The sequence below is a fragment of the Photorhabdus sp. RM71S genome (genome assembly GCF_042879355.1).
In the GTDB taxonomy this organism is placed as follows: domain Bacteria; phylum Pseudomonadota; class Gammaproteobacteria; order Enterobacterales; family Enterobacteriaceae; genus Photorhabdus; species Photorhabdus kayaii.
Genome location: NZ_JBHFKV010000037.1, coordinates 1 through 22,613 on the forward strand (window position 1 = coordinate 1; position 22,613 = coordinate 22,613).

A 22,613-nucleotide genomic window follows, 5' to 3' on the forward strand; every position below is an offset into this window, starting at 1 on the left:
CTGGGAAACGGGCAAAGAAAAGGCCAGAGAAATCCGTTTGAGTCCGTGGGGTAAAAAGGTGCACAAGCGGCGAAAAGAAACGATAGAACGGAGTTTTGCGGATGCGAAGCAACATCATGGGCATCGTTATGCCCGTTTTCGTGGGTTGCGGAAAGTGCAAATACAGTGTCTCCTGGCGGCAACAGCCCAAAATATCAAGAAGATAGCCTTGCTGGTCGCAATGCTGTGTTGTTTTTATCTCTGGAGAGCGAGTGTTTTATTGTAGGAGAAGCGAAAATAGCGCCCTGGCGGGGGATTAAACCGGGTTAATGAGGAAAATAGATGGCATTATGATTCATAATGAAAGGAACAGACCCCGTTATTTTCAACGAGGTTTGTCAGCGGTCTGAAAGGCGGTTTCCCGCCTTTTCATTGTTACTGCAAGCGCCCGTGGCAATGTTTATATTTTCTACCCGATCCACAAGGACAAGGATCATTACGGCCTACTTTACGAGCTCCACTGGCAATCTGAGCTTCTGTTGTAGACATCAATGCGCCTTTTTCAACCTCATGGCTTAATTGCTGTTGCCTTGCCAAGCGTTCAGCTTCCGCCCGGCGCTGTTGCTCCAATGCCTCTACTTCCTCCGGCAATCTCACTTGAACTTTGCTCAATGTACTAATCACTTCATATTTCAGCGATTCCAGCATGTTTGCAAACATAGCGAAAGATTCACGTTTATATTCCTGTTTTGGATCTTTCTGAGCATAACCACGGAGATGGATCCCCTGACGTAGGTAATCCATTGCTGCCAGATGCTCTTTCCACAACATATCCAGAGTCTGCAACATGATACCTTTTTCGAAATTACGCATCATTTCAATGCCAACAATCTCTTCTTTACGTTTATAGACTTCAACAGCCTGTTCAAGGATACGCTCACGCAACGTCTCTTCGTGTAACTCAGGCTCTTTATCCAACCACTCTTTGATCGGCAACTCTAAATCGAAATCAGTCACTAAACGTTGCTGCAAACCTTCCACATCCCACATCTCTTCCAGAGATTGAGGGGGAATATAAGCATCGATGGTTGCTTTAAATACATCTTCACGAATGCTACCAATGGTTTCACTAACATCACTCACATCCAGCAAGTCGTTACGCTGAGCATAAATAGCACGGCGCTGATCGTTAGCAACATCATCGTATTCTAACAATTGTTTACGTATATCGAAGTTACGGCTCTCCACTTTACGTTGAGCATTAGCAATGGCTTTGGTTACCCACGGATGTTCAATCGCCTCACCCGGTTTCATACCCAGTTTACGCATCATGCCAGTGACACGATCAGAGGCAAAAATACGCATCAGTGAGTCTTCCATTGATAAATAGAAACGGGATGATCCCGCATCCCCTTGACGCCCGGAACGCCCGCGTAACTGATTATCAATACGACGAGACTCATGACGCTCCGTACCGATAATATGCAAACCACCCGCAGCCAGAACCATGTCATGACGCTCCTGCCATGCGGTTTTAATCTCTTCAATCTGAGCTTCTGTGGGCTCTGTCAATTTAGCAATTTCTGCCTGCCAACTGCCACCCAGCACAATATCTGTACCACGACCAGCCATGTTAGTCGCAATAGTTACCGCACTCGCCTGACCCGCCTGAGCAATAATATCCGCTTCCATTGCATGAAATTTGGCGTTAAGTACGTTGTGCTCGATACCCGCGTTAGTCAGTTCACGGGAAACCAGTTCAGATTTTTCAATAGAAATAGTTCCCACCAATACAGGTTGCCCCTTGCTGGTACGTTCTCGGATATCTTCAATGATAGCTTCAATTTTTTCAGCTTCGGTCATATAAACCAGATCTGGCAAATCATTACGGATCATTGGACGGTTTGTCGGAACCACAATGGTATCAAGCTTATAAATAGAGCTAAACTCAAACGCTTCTGTATCTGCCGTACCGGTCATACCCGCCAGTTTTTTATACAACCGGAAGTAGTTTTGGAAGGTAATTGAAGCTAACGTTTGGTTTTCATTCTGAATTTCTACACCCTCTTTAGCTTCAACAGCCTGATGCAATCCATCAGACCAGCGACGCCCCTGCATAGTACGGCCCGTATGCTCATCAACAATAATGACTTCACCCTCTTTCACGATATAGTCAACATCACGGGTAAACAGCGCATGGGCACGTAGTGCGGCTGTAACATGGTGCATTAACATGATGTTAGTGGGTGAATACAGAGATTCACCTTCTTCCATCAATTTCGCTTCCACTAACAATTGCTCAACCAGAACCAGACCGCGTTCTGTCAAGTTAACCTGACGGGATTTCTCATCAACAGAAAAGTGGCCTTCTCCCTGGAAAGTCTCTGAATCTTCTTTTTCCTGGCGAATCAGTTTAGGGATCAGCTTATTGACCTTGATATAAAGTTCAGAGCTGTCTTCCGCCGGGCCGGAAATAATCAATGGGGTACGCGCTTCGTCAATCAGAATGGAGTCAACCTCATCCACCAGCGCATAATGCAATTTACGCTGAACACGCTCTTCCGGACTAAATGCCATGTTGTCACGAAGATAGTCAAAGCCATATTCGTTGTTAGTACCATAGGTAATATCCGCCGCATATGCCTGGCGTTTAACGGGTGCCGGCATACCTGGCAGGTTAATACCAACACTCAATCCCAGAAATTCAAACAATGGGCGGTTATTTTCGGCATCACGCTGCGCCAGATAATCATTCACAGTGACTACGTGAACACCATGCCCAGTTAATGCATTCAAATAAGCAGGCAAAGTCGCTGTCAGTGTTTTACCTTCACCAGTGCGCATCTCCGCAATACAACGTTCATTCAGAACCATACCACCCAGTAACTGAACGTCGAAATGACGCATAGCAAACACGCGCTTACTTGCTTCACGTGCTGTTGCAAACGCTTCAGGTAACAGATTTTCCAGCGATTCGCCTTTTTCCAAACGGGCACGGAATTCGGCTGTTTTACCCTTCAATTCATCATCAGACAATTTTTCAAACTCTGGCTCCATGCGGTTGATGACATCAACAACTTTACGCATACGGCGCAGTGTACGGTCATTACGACTACCAAAAACCTTTGTTAATAATTTAATCAGCATAGTTAATTACATCTCAGATAAGGCCGTTATCTCGCAGCCAGCAAATAGTTATTTATTTCGAAAATTTGTAAAAAAACGAAGATTCAGAGGTAAGCAGTAGGACCTGCACGGATACCTTGGGCTTTAGCAATCCAAAACGTCGGAGTATAAGAAGATTGTGATGCAACATTCAGGAACAGTATATCTAAGACTGGTTCAGGTGGCTTAGGTTCCCGAACTAATAGTGTATTCAGGGTTTCCAGAACAAGCTGCTGAATACTGCAAGAACTTAACCGGATACTTTGTTTTGCTGTTTCATCGCTCATAGGTTGCGAAACAGAAAAAGCAAAAGAAAGCTGTCTTATCACGTTACGTACAGCATGTTGTTGCCAGTAATTAACGCCATTGGCTGGCTGGTGTTGAACATTCTGCAATGAGAATAGATTATCAAAAGCCGATAAAGCCTGATTTCGCCAACTCTGGCTAGGCGAGGTATTAGCTTGTGAAATATTATCGGTAACACCCGCTAAAATGGTAGGAACGCCAATACTTGCCGCAACCACCCCTAATAACAGATGTGACCAGAAATAACGTCTGCCAAATTGTCGCCAAAGATTTAGAATACCCATTAATCCTTCATCATACCGGAGCTACTTTCATTATGCGCGATAGCCGCCCACAATCATTAGATGTTCTTTTTGAAGACGCCGCCGCCGTTGAGAAAAGCCCGCTTCATGTTATCCAGCAACGTGCCGTCGCTTTGTTAAAACTTAACCGTGCCGTTGTCAGCTTGCTTCCCGCACAATTACATCCGTGGTGCCGGGTCGCTAATTATCGCAAACAAATTCTGGTACTGGAAGCAGGAAACGCCAGTTGGATGACCAGATTACGTTACGAGCTGCCAACGCTGCTTTCTACACTAAGAAGCGAAATTCTACCATCATTGTCATCTATCGACATCAGGATTAACCCATCACTCATGATTAAGCATGGCAATAGTGCGCAGAGCTTCGCAAAAACGATGAGCGATGATCATAAAACTTTACCGACACGTCAGTTAAGTCAAGAGAGTGCGAAAGAATTAATAATGCTAGCGAACCGTAGTCCAAAAAAGCTGAAGGAAAGATTAGAACGACTAGCTGCACTGGCCGGAGAGAGTGCCAGTACAGCTAAAACGACTAAGCGATAACGCTAAATAAATTTAAGTGCTAACGCTGATAAGTGCTAACGCCGAGTAAAAAACATCAGCGAGAACAAAATCACTGATAACATAACCCACTGATATATCATTGAATTATTATCAGCATACTAGAGAGTTATGCCATTGCAGTTGATGGAGCACGAAAAGCCAATGGCATTTCAGCTTCATCTTCGAAAGTAATCAGCTCCCATGCACTTTCTTGCGCCAGAACTGCCTGCAATAGTTTATTGTTCAACGCATGACCAGATTTGAACGCAGTAAATGCGCCAATGATGTTATAGCCACACATAAACAGATCACCAATTGCATCCAGCATTTTATGGCGGACAAATTCGTCTTCAAAACGCAAGCCATCTTCATTAAGCACACGATAGTCATCAACAACAATCGCACAATCAAAGCTGCCACCTAAACACAACCCTTTAGATTGTAAGTACTCAATATCACGCATAAAGCCAAATGTACGTGCACGACTGATTTGACGAACAAACGCTTCTGCCGAGAAATCCAGACAGTAACGTTGAGTGCTTGAATCAATCGCAGGGTGATTGAAATCAATAGTGAAATCCAGGCTGAAACCATTATAAGGCGCCATCTCTGCCCACTTATCCCCCTCCTCCACACGCACGGTTTCCTTAATACGCAGGAATTTTTTAGATGTGTTCAGCTCTTCAATACCCGCATCCAACAGCAGGAAAACAAACGGGCTGGCACTACCATCCATAATGGGAATTTCTGGCGCATCAACTTCGATAATAATATTATCGATACCTAACCCCGCAAGCGCTGCATTCAGGTGCTCAACCGTTGAGATTCGCACGTCATGCTCATTTACCAGGCAAGTACAGAGCATAGTATCACGCACGGATTTTGCATCTGCCGGAAAATCAACCGGTGGATTCAAGTCAGTGCGGCGATAGATGACCCCGGTGTTAGCCGGTGCTGGGCGCATTGTTAGCGTGACTTTTTTGCCGGTATGTAGACCGACACCAGTCGCCTGAACAATACGTTTAAGTGTCCTTTGTTTGATCATCGTTTTATCTCGCAATGTTATCCATCCTGCCAACCACTATACACTATGATTGGCGGGCAAGTTTAGCACAAAAAGCGGAGAATCCAATTTTTTAGCTATTAATCGGCCTGTTTACGCAAAAATGCAGGAATATCCAAATAATCAGGCTCCTTGCTAGTTTGTACGCTTTGGTCATTCACCACTTTTGCTGCTGGTTTATTTTCTTCAGACAATGAAGACATACCGCCAGGCATTTGCTGATGACGGTGTTCCATTACACTTGACTGAGAAGACTTATTGGTAACCAACGTAATTTCAGGACGTTTATCCATACCAATACCCGTGGCAACCACAGTCACACGCAACTCATCATTCATGTCTGGATCCAGAGAGGTGCCGATCACGACAGTTGCATTATCAGATGCAAATGCTCGGATCGTGTTACCCACTGTTTCGAACTCATCCAAACGCAGATCAAAGCCAGCAGTAATGTTAACCAGAACACCACGAGCGCCTGACAAGTCGATATCTTCCAGCAATGGGCTGGATATCGCCATCTCAGCAGCTTCTTCCGCACGATCTTCACCCTGCGCAATACCGGAACCCATCATAGCGTAGCCCATTTCGGACATCACGGTACGCACATCAGCAAAGTCAACATTCATTAGACCTGGACGCGTGATCAGTTCAGCGATACCCTGAACCGCACCTTTCAAAACATCATTAGCTGCGCCGAAAGCATCCAGGAGTGAAATGCCGCGGCCAAGTACTTTTAACAGTTTGTCGTTAGGGATAGTAATCAATGAATCTACATGCTTGGACAATTCAGTGATCCCTTGTTCGGCAAATGCCATACGTTTCTTACCTTCGAAATTGAAAGGCTTAGTCACCACAGCAACTGTCAAAATTCCCAGCTCTTTTGCAATCTCAGCCACCACAGGCGCGGCGCCAGTACCGGTACCACCGCCCATACCGGCAGCGATAAATACCATATCCGCACCATCAAGCGCAGTACGCAATGCATCCCGATCTTCTTGAGCAGCAGTACGACCAACTTCCGGGTTTGCACCCGCCCCCAAACCTTTAGTAATACCATTACCAATCTGGATAGTCTGGCCGACAGCAGTTTTACGCAATGCCTGAGCATCCGTATTTACTGCAAAGAATTCAACACCTTCGATGCGTTCACGCACCATGTGCTCAACAGCGTTACCGCCGCCGCCGCCGACGCCGATGACCTTAATCACCGCGTCATTGGTTAATTCTATTGGTTCAAACATAGTTTCTCTCCGCTTTATGCCTTTATATCGAGACTAAAAATAGATGTAGTCTCTGTATAAAATTAAAACTCTTTTTTCAGCCAGCTACTGACTCTCTTAAACCAACGGCTCACTGAAACATGTTTTTCAATATCCGCATCACCATTAAGATGAGAGGCTTTTCCGTAATGCAGCAACCCTACCGCTGTTGAATAATAGGGTTGCTGCGCATAGTCCGTCAGACCAGTAATATTAAGAGGTTGACCGATACGCACCTGAGCATGAAACACACGCTGAGCGCATTCAGCCAAACCATCAATCTGAGCACCACCGCCAGTCAAGACAATACCCGCCGCCAGATGGTGTTTAACCCCCTGCTGGCGTAACTGTTCCTGCAATCGCAAGATTTCATCATTCACTAAATTCAGTAATTCGATGTAACGCGGCTCAATGACTTCAGCCAACGTCTGACGCTGTAAGCTACGTGGTGGGCGTCCACCGACACTAGGTACCTCCACACTTTCATCTTTGCTGACCAACGAACCTAGTGCACAACCGTGGCGTACTTTTATCGTTTCTGCATCGCTTGGTGGCGTACCAAAGGCATAAGCAATATCACTGGTGACAACGTTACCGGCATAAGGAATAACTTTGGTATGACGCAGCGCTCCGCCGGTATACACCGCAATATCCATCGTCCCTCCGCCAATATCTACCACGCAAACGCCCAATTCACGCTCGTCTTCGGTCAAAACAGCATAGCTGGCAGCCAACCCGGAAAAAATAAGCTGATCGACTTTCAAGCCACAGCGTTCAACGGCTTTTGCAATATTCTTCGCCATATCATTATGACAGGTAATCAAGTGAACTTTCGCCTGCATACGTACACCGGAAAGCCCCACCGGATTTTTAATGCCTTCCTGATAATCGATAGCATATTCTTGCGGAATAACATGCAGTATTCGGTATTCATCACGTACACGAACTGATTTGGCAGTATGAACAACATTGTCCACATCTTCCTGAGTAACTTCCTCTTCGGAAATAGGAACCATCCCGATTTCATTCTGACAACTGATATGTTTTCCAGATAACGCCAGATAAACAGAGGAAATTTGACAATCTGCCATCAATTCAGCCTGATCGATAGCCCGCTGTACACATTTAACAACCGACTCTAGGTCGTTTACACCGCCTTTATCCATACCGCGGGATGGACAGCTTCCCACCCCGATAATATTAACCATACCATCGGGCAGAATTTCACCAACAAGGGCAGATACCTTTGCTGTGCCAATCTCTAGGCCAACTACTAATTTTCTGTCCGTCGATTTGATCATCGTTGTTCTGCCTGCCTCATATAATTATTGCCAGTAATTGTTTATTGCCCTTTGACCGGAGCATTAGGATCACCAATTGGTAAAGATGCCCAACCTACCGCGGCACCACTGTCATAACGCAAATCCACATAATCTACCCTTTTCTCTGTGTTCTGCTGTAACAGCGGATAAAGCTCGATAAAACGTTTAATACGGCCTGTTGTATCCATTCTTCCCAGCTTTAGCTGGATACCATTATCCAGAGTCAGTTGCCAGGAACGACGCGCAGTCATTGCCGTCGCTTTTAATTTCAGTTTATTGGCAGCGAGAAGTTTAGCCATGGCTCGGTAACCATCAAGTACTTCTTTTTCACTGCCTTGTGGGCCATAAAGCATCGGGAAATACCCTTTAGTTCCCCATTCAGCCGGAATGCTGAATACCTGACCTTCGGTATCCAGCATCTGTGTGTCATTCCAGCGCACATAAGGGATATATTCTACCAGATGAATTCTCAGTTCATCAGGCCACTGTTTACGGACAGTGACTTGCCTTATCCACGGCATCCGTTCAATTTGTTGCTGAATGATATTCACATCCTGCGTCATGAAAGTTCCCGGTTGCCCTAGTGACAAAATTGCCTGCCGGATATCATCGTTGGTAGTGTAGTGACGCTCACCCGTTACCACCAGTTTTGAAATAGGCAATCTGTTAGCATCTTTCATCCAGTTAAGGACGGCCAAACCTCCCCAAATAATGGTCCCAAGTACCATCAGGAAGAAGATAAGCCCTGCCAGGTAAGAGCCGTTACTAGGACGGGAACTGCTATTTTCATTATCCCGTCCCCTCACTTTCAGGGCCGCTTGAGACATATCAATCAGCCAACTCCAAAATCTTTACCACCAACTGTGAAAAACTTAATCCCGCCTGACGCGCAGCCATCGGCACCAAGCTGTGACTGGTCATCCCCGGAGAGGTATTCACTTCCAACAGATAGAAATCACCATCAGTATCCATCATGACATCAACTCGCCCCCAACCACTGCACCCAACTGACTGATAAGCTTTAAGCGCCAGTTCTGTCAATTGCTGCTCTTTTTCATCACTTAAGCCACTTGGACAAAAATATTGTGTTTCTTCAGACCAATATTTTGCATCATAGTCATAAAAAACAGCAGCGGGTTGAATACGAATAGAAGGTAAAGCCGTATCACCAAGGATGGCTACTGTGTATTCCGGGCCGTTCAACCATTTTTCTACCAGCAAGTCAACGTCATAACGAAACGCTACCTCTAATGCGCCACGCAACTCTGAAATCTCATCAACCTTAGTCATACCAACACTGGAACCTTCCAGACTTGGCTTAACAATTAATGGCAAACCTAAATCTGCTACATATTCTTGGAGTTGAGAATCAGTCAATCGTTCAAATTGCTGAGAATTAATTGAAACATATGGCGAAACAGTCAACCCAATTCCCTGCCATAACTGTTTTGTCCGCAATTTATCCATTGACAATGCAGAGGCCATCACGCCACTACCGGTATAGGGTAACTGCAAAAATTCCAATACACCTTGCAAAGTACCGTCTTCCCCACCACGCCCATGAAGCGCGATAAAGACTTTCTCAAATCCAGCTTCTTTAAGTTGAGTCACAGGAAAATCTTTTGTATCAACTGGATGTGCATCAATACCCGCTTCTCTCAATCCAGCCAACACGGCTTGTCCCGATAACAGCGAAACTTCACGCTCAGCGGAAGTTCCTCCCAACAGTACCGCGACTTTCTCAGCCATTGTGTTTTTCCTCATTCAAAGATGGCTGTAATTTCGTTTCAGCCAGATTACGCGCTATTTTGCCTATATTGCCGGCCCCTTGAACCAGAATTAAATCATTACCATCCAGCACCTGTGCCAATGCAGCGGTCACCTTTGCCGGATCAGAGACCAAAATCGGATCTAACTTACCGCGGCTACGGATAGTACGGCACAACGAACGACTATCTGCCCCCGGAATAACCACTTCACCCGCAGAGTAAACATCCAACATCAGCAATACATCTACCTGATTCAATACATTGGCAAAGTCATCGTACAAATCACGAGTTCGGGTATAACGATGAGGTTGAAATATCATCACAATCCGTTTATCCGGCCAGCCAGCACGAGCGGCTTTAATGGTTGCATCCACTTCCGTTGGATGATGACCATAATCATCAACCAACATCGCACTGCCACCTTTGCCGTTAACATGTTCCAGAGGAAAATTCCCCAAAAAATCAAAACGGCGCCCGGTTCCCTGAAAACCTGCCAACGCAGCCAAAATATCACTGCCAGAAATCCCCTCCTCAGTCGCAACAGCCACTGCCGCCGCCGCATTCAGCGCATTATGGCGACCCGGTGCATTCAATACGACTTTCAGATCCGCCATATCTTGACGACTAACAGTAAAATATCCCTGAGCACCTTTTTGCTGATAATGGGTGATACGTACGTCCGCTTCTTCACTAAAACCATACGTCGTGATATAGCGCCCAACACGAGGAATTAACTCTTTGGCAACCGGATCATCAATGCACATGACTGCACGTCCGTAAAAAGGTAGGTTGTGCAAGAAGTTGATAAACGTCTGTTTCAAGTTTTCGAAGTCACCATGATAGGTATCCATATGGTCTGCTTCGATATTCGTAATGACCGCCACCATCGGCTGCAAATGCAAGAAAGAAGCATCACTTTCGTCAGCTTCCGCAATTAAATAACGGCTACTGCCAAGACGAGCATGCGTTCCTGCTGCTTTAACTAAACCACCATTAACAAAAGTGGGATCTAAACCAGCCTGTGCATAGATGCTAGAAATCATCGCTGTTGTTGTCGTTTTACCGTGAGTCCCGGCAATAGCAATACCATGACGGTAGCGCATCAGTTCTGCCAACATCTCTGCTCTGCGAATAACCGGAATTCGGGCCTCACGAGCAGCAACAATTTCCGGGTTATCCGCCAAGATTGCGCTTGAAGCCACAACAACACTGGCATCCAGTATATTTTCAGGACGATGATTAAAATAAATCTGAGCGCCCAACTTAGTCAGTTGCCGAGTTACCGGGTTTGGGGCCAAATCAGATCCACTGATCTGATAACCTTCATTAGCCAACACTTCGGCGATCCCCCCCATGCCAGCACCACCAATGCCAACAAAGTGGATGTGCCTGACTTTTCTCATCTCAGGCACGAAAACTCTTAATTTCGCCAGTTGTTGTGTATTCACGTTTTCTTCTTCACTATATATGTTTGCTTCACCGCCCCTTTTAAGGCGGTCTAAATCATTTTTTTGCCGCATCGATTAATGCCGCCGATACTCGCTCAGTTGCATCAATAATTGCTGCTGAACGGGCTTTTTCCGCCATTTCCAGCAATTGCGGCCGTTGCCACTGAGTTAATAATTCGATTACTGCATCAACCGTAAATTGGGGTTGCTCCAATATTTTTGCTGCGCCAACCTTTTCTAGAGGTAACGCATTCCAGTATTGCTGACGATCTTTATGCTGAAATGGCACAAAAATCCCAGGTAATCCCGCCGCTGACACTTCACTAACCGTCAACGCGCCAGAACGACAAATCACCACATCAGCCCAAGCATAAGCTTGTGCCATATCGTCAATAAATTCAGTAATCTTATGTTCGCATTTAACTAAATTGTCATAGGCATTCTGAACACTTTCTTTAGCCCCTTTGCCTGTCTGATGCCAAAGAGTAATTTTATCACCCATACGGGCCGCAATTTCAGGCATTGCCTGGTTAAGAATTCTCGCCCCCTGACTGCCACCAACAACCAGAACTCGAATCGGACCTTCACGCCCTGTCAAACGTTGTTCAGGTATAGGCAGTGTCAACACATCTTCGCGAACAGGATTGCCAACAACGGGCGCTTTTGGAAATGCGCCGGGAAATGCTTGTAAAACAGTCGTAGCGATTTTAGCCAGCCACCGGTTTGTCAGCCCGGCAATACCATTCTGTTCATGCAATACAACCGGAACACCGCACATCCACGCAGCAATGCCGCCGGGACCAGAAACATATCCCCCCATGCCAAGCACGACATCTGGCTGATAGCGACGCATAATCGCCTTTGCCTGACGAATTGCTTTGAAAATCCGGACCGGGGCAGCCAACAATGCTTTGATCCCTTTACCTCGCAGACCAGAAATCTGAATAAATTCAATATCAATGCCATGTTTTGGCACTAAATCGGCTTCCATACGATCCGCTGTTCCCAACCAGAGAACGTCCCAGCCCTGGTCTTTTAAATGATGAGCTACAGCCAGACCAGGGAAGACATGTCCTCCAGTTCCACCTGCCATCACCATCAAACGCCGGGTTTTGCCACTCATCGGGGGCTCCTTACAAACGCTTGAGCTTTTGCCAAGCGTGTTTCAAAATCAATTCTTAATAGCAATACGATAGCTGTCGACATAATCAGCAAACTTGAACCACCGTAACTAATCAAAGGTAAAGTCAAACCTTTAGTCGGTAACATACCTGCGGCGGCCCCAACGTTAACCAGAGCTTGGAAACTAAACCAAATACCCACCGAACAAGCCAGAAAACCCGAAAAACGCTGATCCATCTGTAATGCGCGACGACCTATCGTCATTGCGCGAAAAGCGACGAAGAATATCATTAACAACACCAAAACCACACCTACGTAACCTAATTCTTCTGCCAAAACAGAGAAAATAAAGTCAGTATGTGCTTCCGGCAGGTATTCCAGTTTCTGTACTGAATTTCCTAGTCCTTGCCCTAAAAATTCCCCTCGACCAAAAGCCATCAAAGATTGCGTTAATTGATAACCTTTGCCGTATGGATCTTCCCAAGGATCCAGAAAGGAAGTTACACGGCGTATACGGTAAGGTTCAGCAATGATTAACAAAACCACCGCGAATACCCCTGAACCAATAATTGCTAGAAACTGCCATAATTTTGCCCCGGCCAGAAATAGCATTGCCAACGTTGTTACAAACAGTACAACCACTGTTCCCAAGTCAGGTTGAGCCAGAAGTAACACCGCTAACACGACCATCACGCCCATTGGCTTACAGAATCCCCAAAAGTTATTCCGCACTTCTTCTACTTTGCGCACCAAATAACTGGCGAGATAGCAAAATAGAGAAAGTTTCGATAACTCAGCAGGTTGAATTCTCAAAGGCCCAATGGCAATCCAACGCGATGCACCATTTACTGAATTTCCCACCACCAGGACAACCAGCAACAAAATAACGGAAATAAGCAGCATCAGATTGCTATAGCGTTGCCAGAAATCCATTGAGATACGCAATGTAATCAATGACAACCCGAAAGCCAGCAAGAGATAAATCGCATCACGCTTAGCAAACAGAAACGGATCTTCTGCAAGACGCTGCCCAACCGGCATCGATGCTGATGTCACCATAACAAAGCCGATAATTCCTAATCCGAGTGTCAGCCAAACCAGTGTGCGATCATACAACACCATATTGGCGGCATCAGTTTCACGGCCACCAATAACCCAGTCTTTTAATCTACTGAATCCCGGAATAGACATCAGCCCAACTCCTCTGCCAAGCGGGTAAACTCATGACCACGCTGTTCAAAATTACGGAACTGATCAAGGCTTGCACAAGCAGGAGATAACAGCACCATGTCACCAGCCACCAGACGCGGAGCAATATCACGTATCGCCTGTTCCATAGTTTCAGTCAATGTCGCTATTTCCGGGCGTAGTTGAGCCAACTGTTTTCCATCCCGACCAAAGCAGTAAAGCTGAACTTTATTCCCGCTCAGGAAAGATTTAAGCGGAGAAAAATCTGCCGACTTGCCATCACCACCTAACAGCAAATAAAGCGAGCCCTCCAGGTTCAGACCATCAAGCGCCGCCACTGTACTACCAACATTGGTCGCCTTAGAATCGTTAATCCAACGCACCCCGTTGTTCAGGCGAACAAGCTGGAAACGGTGGTCAAGTCCCGGATAAACCGTCAATGTTGCCAAACTGGCTTCACGAGGAATACCAACCGCATCAGCTAAAGCCAATGCAACCAACCCATTGACGTAGTTATGTCGTCCAGTCAGCTTAATTTCATTTGTCGCCAGCAGTGATTGGTTGTGAGCTTTCAAAAAAGCATTTTCACTATCAAGCTGGTAGTCACCACAATCGACACCAAAGCTGACACAACGGCTATCCATACCCGTTTCAGGCAGTGTCAAGGGATCTTGAGCATTCACAATGCATCTTTTCGCCTGACGATAAATCCTCAGTTTAGCTGCCCGGTACTGAGATACCCCCTGAGGATAACGATCCATATGGTCCTCAGTCACATTAAGCACAGTGGCGGCTGTTGCGTTCAGACTATATGTAGTTTCCAACTGGAAACTGGAGAGCTCTAAGACATAAAGCTGACAAGATTTCTTCAACAATTCTAATGCAGGTAGGCCAATATTACCGCCAACACCCACCTGCCAATTAGCCGCTTTCGCCATTTCACCGACAAGACTGGTAACGGTACTTTTACCATTAGAGCCGGTAATGGCGACTATCGGGGCTGTTGTTTCACGGCAAAACAACTCGATATCACCAACAATTTCAATACCTGCATTAGCCGCAGCCTGCAATTCCGCCGTTGCCAAGGCAACGCCTGGGCTTACAACAATCAAGTCAGCATCCATCAACCAGCCAACATTCAGGCTTCCACTGTGACACTCAACACCATCGGGCAGTTTATCCTTGCCGGGTGGTACCGCACGAGTATCTATCACATGAGGGATCACACCTCGTGCCATAAAAAAGTCAACACAGGAGAGACCCGTTAGCCCCAACCCGATAATGACGACTTTTTTACCCAAATAATCTGCCATGATTAACGTACCTTCAATGTTGCCAAGCCAATCAGCACTAGCATCAGAGAAATAATCCAAAAACGCACAATAACACGCGGTTCTGGCCAGCCTTTCAATTCATAATGATGGTGAATAGGCGCCATACGGAAAATACGCTGCCCGCGCAGTTTAAAAGAACCCACCTGTAAAATAACTGACAGGGTTTCCACCACAAATACACCGCCCATAATCACCAGTAGAAACTCTTGGCGTAGCAACACAGCAATCGTCCCCAGTGCACCACCTAATGCCAAAGAGCCCACATCCCCCATGAAAACCTGAGCCGGATAAGTGTTGAACCACAAGAAACCTAGTCCTGCGCCAACAATCGCAGTACAAACGATAACCAGCTCACCAGCATGGCTCAGATAAGGGATATGCAGATAGTTAGCAAAATTGACATTACCTGTCGCCCATGCCACCAAAGCAAAACCCGCGGCAACAAAAACGGTTGGCATAATTGCCAAACCATCCAATCCGTCAGTCAAATTCACTGCATTACTGGTTCCGACAATCACAAAGTAGGTCAACAGAATATAAAGCACACCCAGTTGCGGCATCACATCTTTAAAGAATGGCACGACCAATTGTGTTGCCGGAGTATCTTTACCGAAACTGTACATTGCAAACGCCACCCCCAACGCCAGGACGGACTGCCAGAAATACTTCCAACGGGCAATCAACCCCTTAGTATCTTTGCGCACAACTTTGCGGTAATCATCCACGAAACCAACAATGCCGTAACCAATCAGCACAACCAGCACGCACCAAACATAGGGGTTATTCAAGCGCACCCACAACAGTGTAGAAATCGTAATTGAAAGTAAAATCAGCAAACCACCCATCGTCGGCGTACCACGTTTGCTAAAGTGAGATTCCGGCCCATCATTGCGAACAACCTGCCCAATTTGTAATTTTTGCAGAAAGGCGATCATACGCGGCCCCATCCACAATGCGATAGCCAAAGCAGTCAGCAGGCTGACGATAGCCCTAAACGTCAAGTAAGAAAAGACATTAAAGCCGGAGTGATATTTGACCAAATATTCGGCCAGCCAAACTAACATGTGAAGCTCTCCTGTAATGCGTGGACAACATCTTCCATTGTGGTATTACGCGAACCTTTAACTAACACTGAAAAGACTTTGTGTTGTTGTAATAGTGGAACCAATGTTGCGATCAATGCAGCTTTATCCGCAAAATGCTGACCACAACCGCTCGCTTCACTAACATGAATACTTAATTCGCCCACACTGAACACACTATCGATACCGCGAGAAGCTGCGGTTTCACCAATCTGACGATGGTAATCTGCTGACTGTTCACCCAATGCCCCTATATCGCCAACAACCAGCACTCGGTAACCCGGCATCTGTGATAACACCTGAACTGCAACGGTCATTGAACCGACATTGGCGTTATAAGTATCATCAAGCAGCAATTTTCCTTCTGCCAGATTGATTGGAAACAACCGCCCTGGTACCGCTTTCAGCTCAGACAAGCCCAAACGGATATCTCGCAGGGTTGCGCCAACAGAAATTGCTAACGCACTGGCCGCTAACGCATTGGCGATATTGTGTTTTCCAGGCAACGGCAAATTGATTTCTGTGCTACCAATAGGCGTATGCAGACAAAAATCCGTAGTCAGTTGTTTAACCTGAACATCTGTAGCGTAAAAATCAGCACCTGATGCTTGTTGCATGGAAAAACGCTGTACTGTTTTGTCGCCAATAACCTGCTGCCAGTGAGTCCAATCATTGCTTTCCATATTGATAATGGCCATACCTTTCTCTGAAAGACCGGTAAAAATCTCGCCCTTAGCTTTTGCAATACTCGCCAGAGAGCCAAAATCCGCTAAGTGCGCAGCAAACAGGTTATTGACTAATGCCGTTTCCGGCCGAACCATTTCTACGGTATAGGCAATTTCACCAACATGGCTTGCACCTAATTCAACCACAGCAAACTCATGTTGTTCTGTCAGCCTGAACAATGTCAGCGGCACACCGATATCATTATTCAGGTTACCTGCGGTATAGAGCGTATTGCCACATTGGCGCAAAATCGCTGCGGTCATCTCTTTTACCGATGTTTTGCCGGACGACCCCGTCAACGCAACAACACGGGCATTACTCTGCTGGCGAACCCAACTCGCTAATTTACCCATTGCTAAACGAGTATCTTTAACCACGACCTGTGGAAAGTTAATATCCAATACGCGGCTGACGAGCAAAGCACTGGCACCGGCTTTTACAGCATCAGCAAAAAAGTCATGAGCATCAAAACGCTCACCTTTCAAAGCAATAAACAGACTGCCATTTCCAACCTGACGGCTGTTTGTAGTCACATCACTGATACAAATATTTGCAGCCTGCTGTTCAGTCACCTGATTTAATACGCCATCCGTTACTTGCGCCAGTTGTTGCAAAGTGAGGGAAATCACGCAATCACCCCCAATAACCGAGCAACAGTCAACCGGTCTGAGTAATCTAAGCGGCGATGGCCAACCAATTGATAATCTTCATGGCCTTTACCCGCTATTAATACAACATCATCTGCTTTTGCCTGCATAATAGCGCTGGTTACCGCTTCAACACGGCCATGAATCGCTATCGCACTCCCCGGATCAAGAAAACCCGTCAAAATATCAGCAACAATTACCTGTGGTTCTTCATTACGCGGATTATCATCAGTAACAATCACATAATCGGCCCACTGCTCTGCAACGCCCCCCATCAATGGGCGTTTACCTTTATCACGATCACCACCACAACCAAAAACACACCAAAGCTTACCTTGACAATGCAAACGTGCAGCCATCAAAGCTTTTTCCAGCGCATCAGGTGTGTGAGCATAATCAACAACGACAACTGGTTTGCCCGGTGCAGTGAATACTTCCATTCGTCCACAGACAGGTTCCAGGCAGGAAGCTGTTGCAAGCAGTTTTTCCAGCGGATAATCCAAAGCTAATAAGGTGGAAAGCGCCAACAACAGGTTGCTGACATTAAATGCTCCCATCAGGGCGCTATCAATTGTACCGCCTCCCCAACTGGACTCGAAGGTAATGGATACCCCTTTATCGTGATACTTTATTTCATGCGCTGCTAACCAACGCCCCTGCCAATTTTCCGGCAGACAGTTTTCCATCGTCACAGCAACCGCTTGCGGTAAACGGGACAACCATTTCAATCCAGTCTCATCATCAGCATTAATGATTTGTTGCTTCACATTATGAGTAGAAAATAACAGCCATTTAGCGGCTTCGTAGTGTTCCATATCACCGTGATAATCGAGATGATCACGGCTCAAATTAGTAAACACTGCCGCTTCAAACGGCAACGCAGCTACACGCCCCTGAACCAGTCCATGAGAAGAGACTTCCATTGCCGCAAAAGTCGCCCCTTGCCGAACAAGTTGTTGCAAATCCAGTTGAATATCAACAGCCGAGCCTGTGGTATTTTCAGTTGGCACCACATGCCCCAGTAAACCATTACCGACAGTTCCCATCACGGCACTGGTTTCCCCCAATCCGTGACTCCACTGAGCAAGTAATTGGGTAGTGGTTGTTTTACCATTGGTTCCGGTTACACCAATCAAGTGCAATTTATCACCAGGGTGACAATAAAACTCACCAGTTAACTGTGACAACTTATTATTCAAATCGTTCACATAAACAACCGGAACACCGTGCATAATCTGTACGGTTCCGCTATTGGCCTCGCCCCGGGCTTCTGCAATAACCGCCGCAACCCCTTGTGCGATGGCTTGAGGAATGTAGTCTCGACCATCTGCCTGGTGCCCTTTAATGGCAACAAACAGATCTCCGGCAGCCGATTCACGGCTGTCCAATGTCATTTCGCGTAACGCACGCACTGGGGCGTCAATACCCAATGGCGCAAGTAAATCGCGTAGATTACGATCTGCCACCTGTATCCTCTTTCTTATTAATCACAAATTCGTTTTTATCACCTGCCGCCAAAGCATCTGGCTCCACATTCATGATGCGTAGAACACCCCCCATGATGGTGCCAAATACCGGCGCAGAAACCGCACCACCGTAATACTTACCTGCCTGTGGCTCATTAATAATCACAACCAGTGCAAATCTTGGATTACTTGCAGGGGCAACACCTGCGGCGTAAGAGATATATCGACTAGCATATTTGCCATCCGGCCCAACTTTCTTAGCTGTACCCGTCTTGATTGCAATCCGATAACCTTTTATCGCAGCTCGCACTCCGCCGCCGCCGGGCAGAGCCACACTTTCCATCATATGAACGACTGTTCGCATAATAGGCTCAGGAAATACTCTTGTGCCTGGCACAGGTGGATCAACTTTGGTAATTGACAGAGGACGATAAATACCCAAACTACCAATCGTTGCATAGACCCGCGCTAACTGTAATGGTGTTACCATCAGCCCATAACCGTAAGAAAAGGTCGCTCTATCAAGATCTGACCACCGTTGTTTTCCTGTTGGATATAAGCCACTGCTTTCTCCAACCAACCCCAGATTGGTCGCCTTTCCTAACCCAAAACGTGAATAAACATCCACCAATTCTGTCGCGGGCATCGCCAACGCTAGCTTAGAAACACCGACGTTACTCGATTTTTGTAAAATACCAGTGATAGATAATTCCGGATAACGGGATACGTCTCTGATTTCCTTACCGCTTATCCTATAAGGTACTGTATTAATAACGGTATTTTCTTTGATGATACCATCATTCAGCGCAGCCATTACCACCATCGGCTTAACAGTGGAACCTGGCTCGAAAATATCGGTGATAGCCCGGTTACGCATTACTTCTTTTGGCGTATTGATGCGATTATTTGGGTTATAAGATGGGCTGTTTGCCATTGCCAGCACTTCTCCGGTATTAACATCCACCAACACCGCTGTACCGGATTCTGCTTTATTAAAGGCCACCGCATTGGTTAATTCGCGATAAACCAGCGCCTGTAAACGTTCATCAATACTCAATACCAGATTGTGTGCCGCCAGACTATCCACAGATGAAATATCTTCGATAACACGGCCAAAGCGATCTTTGCGTACAGTCCGCTCACCCGGTTGCCCCGTCAACCAACGATCAAAACTTTTTTCTACGCCTTCAATACCCTGACCATCAACGTTGGTCACGCCAATAATATGTGCCGTTACCTGACCTGACGGATAATAACGCCGGGATTCCTGACGCAAATAAATTCCCGGTAATTTCAGTTTATGAATATAATCGCCAACTGATGGGTTAACCTGACGCGCTAAATAAACAAAACGGCCTTTTGGATTAACGCTAACTTTGTCAATAAGCTGCTCAAGAGGCAAATTAATGGCATCAGATAAAGCTTTCCAGCGGGTATCACCCGTAATTCCCCCTTGTTCAAATACCTCTTTCGGATCTGCCCAAACAGCATTGACTGGAACGCTAACAGCCAGAGGTCGCCCCATTCGGTCACTGATCATACCGCGAGCGGTAGGGATTGATTGCACGCGCAGGGAACGTAAATCACCTTCTTTAACCAGTTGATCCGGATTGATGACCTGCAAATAAGTCACTCTCAGCAATAAGGCAATTAAAGCTACGGCAATCCCCCCGCATAACAAAGCAAAACGCCAGCTAACAAAACTGGCTTTATCTTCTTGCCTTTTTAACTTCACGGAGCGTACTGCTTTCATCTCTTACCTTTTTAATAATTAAATTAACTCACTGTGAAACAACAATGTTTTCCTGAGCAGGGTTAACATGCTGCATATGCATTTTTTCAACAGCTATCCGCTCAACCCGGCTGTGATCACCCAAAGCATTTTCTTCGAGGATCAAATTGCGCCACTCGATATCTAATGCATCACGTTCCACCACCAGATGCTCTCTTTCAGCCGTCAACAAACGGGTTTCATGTGCAGTAGTTACAACAACTATGGCCGAAACCAGTACAACGACTAGAAGAATTAACGGTATCTTGGCATTCTTGAGCAAATCGCTGCCGATAATACCGGTTAATCCGTGACGTTCACCTGCCATTATTCACTAACTTTTTCAGCAAAACGCAAAACAGAACTACGAGCCCGTGGGTTATTAGCCACTTCTTCCTCTGGAGGTTTCATCTTGCCAATCGATTTCAAGCTACGCCCACCTTGTGCTTTCAGTTGCTCTTCTGTGAGTGGCAATCCTGCCGGTACTTGTGGCCCTCGACTATTCTGACGAATAAATCGTTTAACAATCCGATCTTCCAGCGAATGGAAACTAATCACTGAAAGTCTCCCCTGCGGTGCAAGCACTTGTAATGCTCCCTCCAGCGCCTGCTCAATCTCTTCCAGCTCACTGTTGATATAGATCCTAATAGCCTGGAAGCTCCTGGTTGCTGGATGCTTATGTTTTTCTTTTACCGGGCTGGCCTGAGCAATCAAATCGGCTAGCGCTTTTGTTCGGATAATTGGCTCTTCCTGATTGCGTGCCACAATTGCTCTGGCAATGCGTTTGGCGAAACGCTCTTCACCAAATGTTTTCAATACCCAGGCAATATCATCTGCTGTTGCGTTCATCAGCCATTCTGCTGCTGACTGCCCGCGAGTCGGGTCCATCCGCATATCTAGCGGCCCATCACGCATAAAAGAAAAACCGCGTTCCGGATCATCCAACTGAGGCGAAGAAACACCTAAATCCAGTAATACACCATCAATTTTGCCGATTAGCCCGGCTTTTTCTGTATAGTGAGCCAATTTAGAAAATGGCCCATGTACAATTGAAAAACGTGGATCTGTAATTGCTTTCGCCACTTCAATCGCCTGAGGATCTCGATCAATGGCAATTAAGCGACCTGCCGTCCCCAATTGCGACAAAATCAGACGTGAATGCCCTCCACGGCCAAATGTGCCATCAATATAGATGCCATTTTCACGAATATTCAGCCCGTTGACTGCTTCATCCAACAATACGCTGGTATGTTTAAAATGACTATTTGCCATATTTATAGTGATAATTCCTGTAGCCGTACTGATAAAGGTTCCTGTGTGGATTGCTCAGCCGCAATATCATCTTTAACCTGTTGATACCAAGCCTGTTCATCCCACAGTTCAAATTTGTTGAACTGACCAACCAGCATGACCTCTTTGACTAGCCCTGCATGCTGACGCAATGTATTAGCTAATAAAAGACGTCCTGCACTATCCATCTGGCATTCACTGGCATGACCTAAAAGTAAACGTTGCACCCGACGCTCCGCCGGGTTCATGCTGGATAAGCGAGAAAGTTTTTCTTCAATAATTTCCCATTCAGATAATGTATAAAGCAACAAGCACGGTTGATGAAGGTCAATGGTACAAACCATTTGCCCTTGTGATTCCTCATTTAGCATAGCCCGGTATCGGGTAGGTACGGTGAGCCGCCCCTTGCTATCGAGATTTATCTGCGTTGCTCCACGAAACATCCTCAGGTCGCCCCTGGTGATCAAAAATTACCACTTTATCCCACTAATCCCCACAATAAGGAGTTTACGGATGGGACGAAAACCTTGTCAAGCCAGAGCCGATGCGCTTTAGCTATATTTGATGGCAGGATTTTGGCTGTTGGGAGGCATAATTATTAAATTTAGCAATATCAATAATAATTAACACCATGATAATTCTGAATAATTTTACAAGCACAGGGAGAATAAATGTTTACGGCAAAATAATGAAAAAATAGTTGTGTGATTAATTTATTTACATAATTTACATTTCATTACTATTTAACCACCGTGCAGCAATGTTTATCATTCTATTTGATGCATTCAACACTCAAACTAACTAGCAGCAAAAAACCACAAAATAAATATTA

Annotated in this window: 20 protein-coding genes; 2 read left to right on the plus strand and 18 right to left on the minus strand. The window is 46.0% G+C overall.

Going from position 1 to position 22,613, the window contains the following annotated elements; all coding sequences use genetic code 11:
• The coding region (locus ACGF5R_RS17285; protein ID WP_387691972.1) for a transposase at positions 1 to 265 on the plus strand (265 nt) is incomplete at its 5' end.
• A 149-nt stretch (positions 266 to 414) separates the two neighbouring features.
• Here the strand turns inward: ACGF5R_RS17285 and secA are convergent.
• Both secA and secM read right to left on the minus strand, forming a co-directional pair.
• The gene (gene secA, locus ACGF5R_RS17290; protein WP_262981039.1) at positions 415 to 3,126 is read right to left on the minus strand and encodes a preprotein translocase subunit SecA; all 2,712 of its coding nucleotides are present in this window, start codon (positions 3,124 to 3,126) and stop codon (positions 415 to 417) included.
• Positions 3,127 to 3,209: 83 nt separating this feature from the next.
• Entirely contained in the window at positions 3,210 to 3,734 is a 525-nt protein-coding gene (secM, locus tag ACGF5R_RS17295; RefSeq protein WP_387691974.1) for a secA translation cis-regulator SecM, read from the minus strand.
• A gap of 32 nt (positions 3,735 to 3,766) precedes the next feature.
• On the opposite strand from secM, the gene ACGF5R_RS17300 reads away from it, so the two are divergent.
• The gene (locus ACGF5R_RS17300) at positions 3,767 to 4,294 is read left to right on the plus strand and encodes a DUF721 domain-containing protein (RefSeq protein ID WP_112878541.1); all 528 of its coding nucleotides are present in this window, start codon (positions 3,767 to 3,769) and stop codon (positions 4,292 to 4,294) included.
• Positions 4,295 to 4,421: 127 nt separating this feature from the next.
• Here the strand turns inward: ACGF5R_RS17300 and lpxC are convergent, their stop codons facing one another.
• The 16 genes from lpxC to mraZ form a co-directional block, all read right to left on the minus strand.
• Positions 4,422 to 5,339: a UDP-3-O-acyl-N-acetylglucosamine deacetylase gene (gene lpxC / locus ACGF5R_RS17305; protein ID WP_112878542.1), complete on the minus strand. Its 918-nt coding sequence runs from the start codon at positions 5,337 to 5,339 to the stop codon at positions 4,422 to 4,424.
• Positions 5,340 to 5,437: 98 nt separating this feature from the next.
• Positions 5,438 to 6,598: a cell division protein FtsZ gene (gene ftsZ / locus ACGF5R_RS17310; RefSeq protein WP_112878543.1), complete on the minus strand. Its 1,161-nt coding sequence runs from the start codon at positions 6,596 to 6,598 to the stop codon at positions 5,438 to 5,440.
• 62 nt (positions 6,599 to 6,660) lie between these two features.
• A complete protein-coding gene (gene ftsA / locus ACGF5R_RS17315) occupies positions 6,661 to 7,917 on the minus strand; it encodes a cell division protein FtsA (RefSeq protein WP_011147813.1) in 1,257 nt (418 codons plus the stop codon).
• A gap of 41 nt (positions 7,918 to 7,958) precedes the next feature.
• On the minus strand, positions 7,959 to 8,765 hold the full coding sequence (ftsQ, locus tag ACGF5R_RS17320; protein ID WP_387691976.1) for a cell division protein FtsQ: 807 nt from the start codon (positions 8,763 to 8,765) through the stop codon (positions 7,959 to 7,961).
• A gap of 1 nt (position 8,766) precedes the next feature.
• On the minus strand, positions 8,767 to 9,687 hold the full coding sequence (locus ACGF5R_RS17325; protein ID WP_387691978.1) for a D-alanine--D-alanine ligase: 921 nt from the start codon (positions 9,685 to 9,687) through the stop codon (positions 8,767 to 8,769).
• Positions 9,680 to 11,155: a UDP-N-acetylmuramate--L-alanine ligase gene (gene murC, locus ACGF5R_RS17330; RefSeq protein ID WP_112878577.1), complete on the minus strand. Its 1,476-nt coding sequence runs from the start codon at positions 11,153 to 11,155 to the stop codon at positions 9,680 to 9,682. The genes ACGF5R_RS17325 and murC overlap by 8 nt, the downstream gene beginning before the upstream one ends.
• Before the next feature lie 55 nt (positions 11,156 to 11,210).
• Positions 11,211 to 12,278, minus strand: a complete 1,068-nt coding sequence (murG, locus tag ACGF5R_RS17335; protein ID WP_112878546.1) for an undecaprenyldiphospho-muramoylpentapeptide beta-N-acetylglucosaminyltransferase — start codon at positions 12,276 to 12,278, stop codon at positions 11,211 to 11,213.
• Positions 12,275 to 13,468 (minus strand): cell division protein FtsW, encoded by a 1,194-nt coding sequence (gene ftsW, locus ACGF5R_RS17340; protein WP_112878547.1) that lies wholly within the window; start codon positions 13,466 to 13,468, stop codon positions 12,275 to 12,277. Before ftsW ends, murG begins: the two co-directional genes overlap by 4 nt.
• Positions 13,468 to 14,778, minus strand: a complete 1,311-nt coding sequence (murD, locus tag ACGF5R_RS17345) for a UDP-N-acetylmuramoyl-L-alanine--D-glutamate ligase (protein ID WP_387691980.1) — start codon at positions 14,776 to 14,778, stop codon at positions 13,468 to 13,470. The genes ftsW and murD overlap by 1 nt, the downstream gene beginning before the upstream one ends.
• Before the next feature lie 2 nt (positions 14,779 to 14,780).
• Positions 14,781 to 15,863, minus strand: coding sequence for a phospho-N-acetylmuramoyl-pentapeptide-transferase (gene mraY, locus ACGF5R_RS17350; RefSeq protein WP_387691982.1), 1,083 nt, complete (start codon positions 15,861 to 15,863; stop codon positions 14,781 to 14,783).
• The gene (murF, locus tag ACGF5R_RS17355; RefSeq protein WP_387691983.1) at positions 15,857 to 17,236 is read right to left on the minus strand and encodes a UDP-N-acetylmuramoyl-tripeptide--D-alanyl-D-alanine ligase; all 1,380 of its coding nucleotides are present in this window, start codon (positions 17,234 to 17,236) and stop codon (positions 15,857 to 15,859) included. Before murF ends, mraY begins: the two co-directional genes overlap by 7 nt.
• The gene (gene murE / locus ACGF5R_RS17360) at positions 17,233 to 18,720 is read right to left on the minus strand and encodes a UDP-N-acetylmuramoyl-L-alanyl-D-glutamate--2,6-diaminopimelate ligase (protein ID WP_387691985.1); all 1,488 of its coding nucleotides are present in this window, start codon (positions 18,718 to 18,720) and stop codon (positions 17,233 to 17,235) included. Before murE ends, murF begins: the two co-directional genes overlap by 4 nt.
• The gene (locus tag ACGF5R_RS17365) at positions 18,707 to 20,473 is read right to left on the minus strand and encodes a peptidoglycan glycosyltransferase FtsI (protein ID WP_387691987.1); all 1,767 of its coding nucleotides are present in this window, start codon (positions 20,471 to 20,473) and stop codon (positions 18,707 to 18,709) included. Before ACGF5R_RS17365 ends, murE begins: the two co-directional genes overlap by 14 nt.
• A gap of 28 nt (positions 20,474 to 20,501) precedes the next feature.
• On the minus strand, positions 20,502 to 20,822 hold the full coding sequence (ftsL, locus tag ACGF5R_RS17370) for a cell division protein FtsL (protein ID WP_041380284.1): 321 nt from the start codon (positions 20,820 to 20,822) through the stop codon (positions 20,502 to 20,504).
• Positions 20,819 to 21,763, minus strand: coding sequence for a 16S rRNA (cytosine(1402)-N(4))-methyltransferase RsmH (rsmH, locus tag ACGF5R_RS17375; protein WP_112878553.1), 945 nt, complete (start codon positions 21,761 to 21,763; stop codon positions 20,819 to 20,821). The genes ftsL and rsmH overlap by 4 nt, the downstream gene beginning before the upstream one ends.
• Before the next feature lie 2 nt (positions 21,764 to 21,765).
• Positions 21,766 to 22,224 (minus strand): division/cell wall cluster transcriptional repressor MraZ, encoded by a 459-nt coding sequence (mraZ, locus tag ACGF5R_RS17380; RefSeq protein ID WP_011147826.1) that lies wholly within the window; start codon positions 22,222 to 22,224, stop codon positions 21,766 to 21,768.
• Between the last annotated feature and the right edge of the window lie 389 nt (positions 22,225 to 22,613).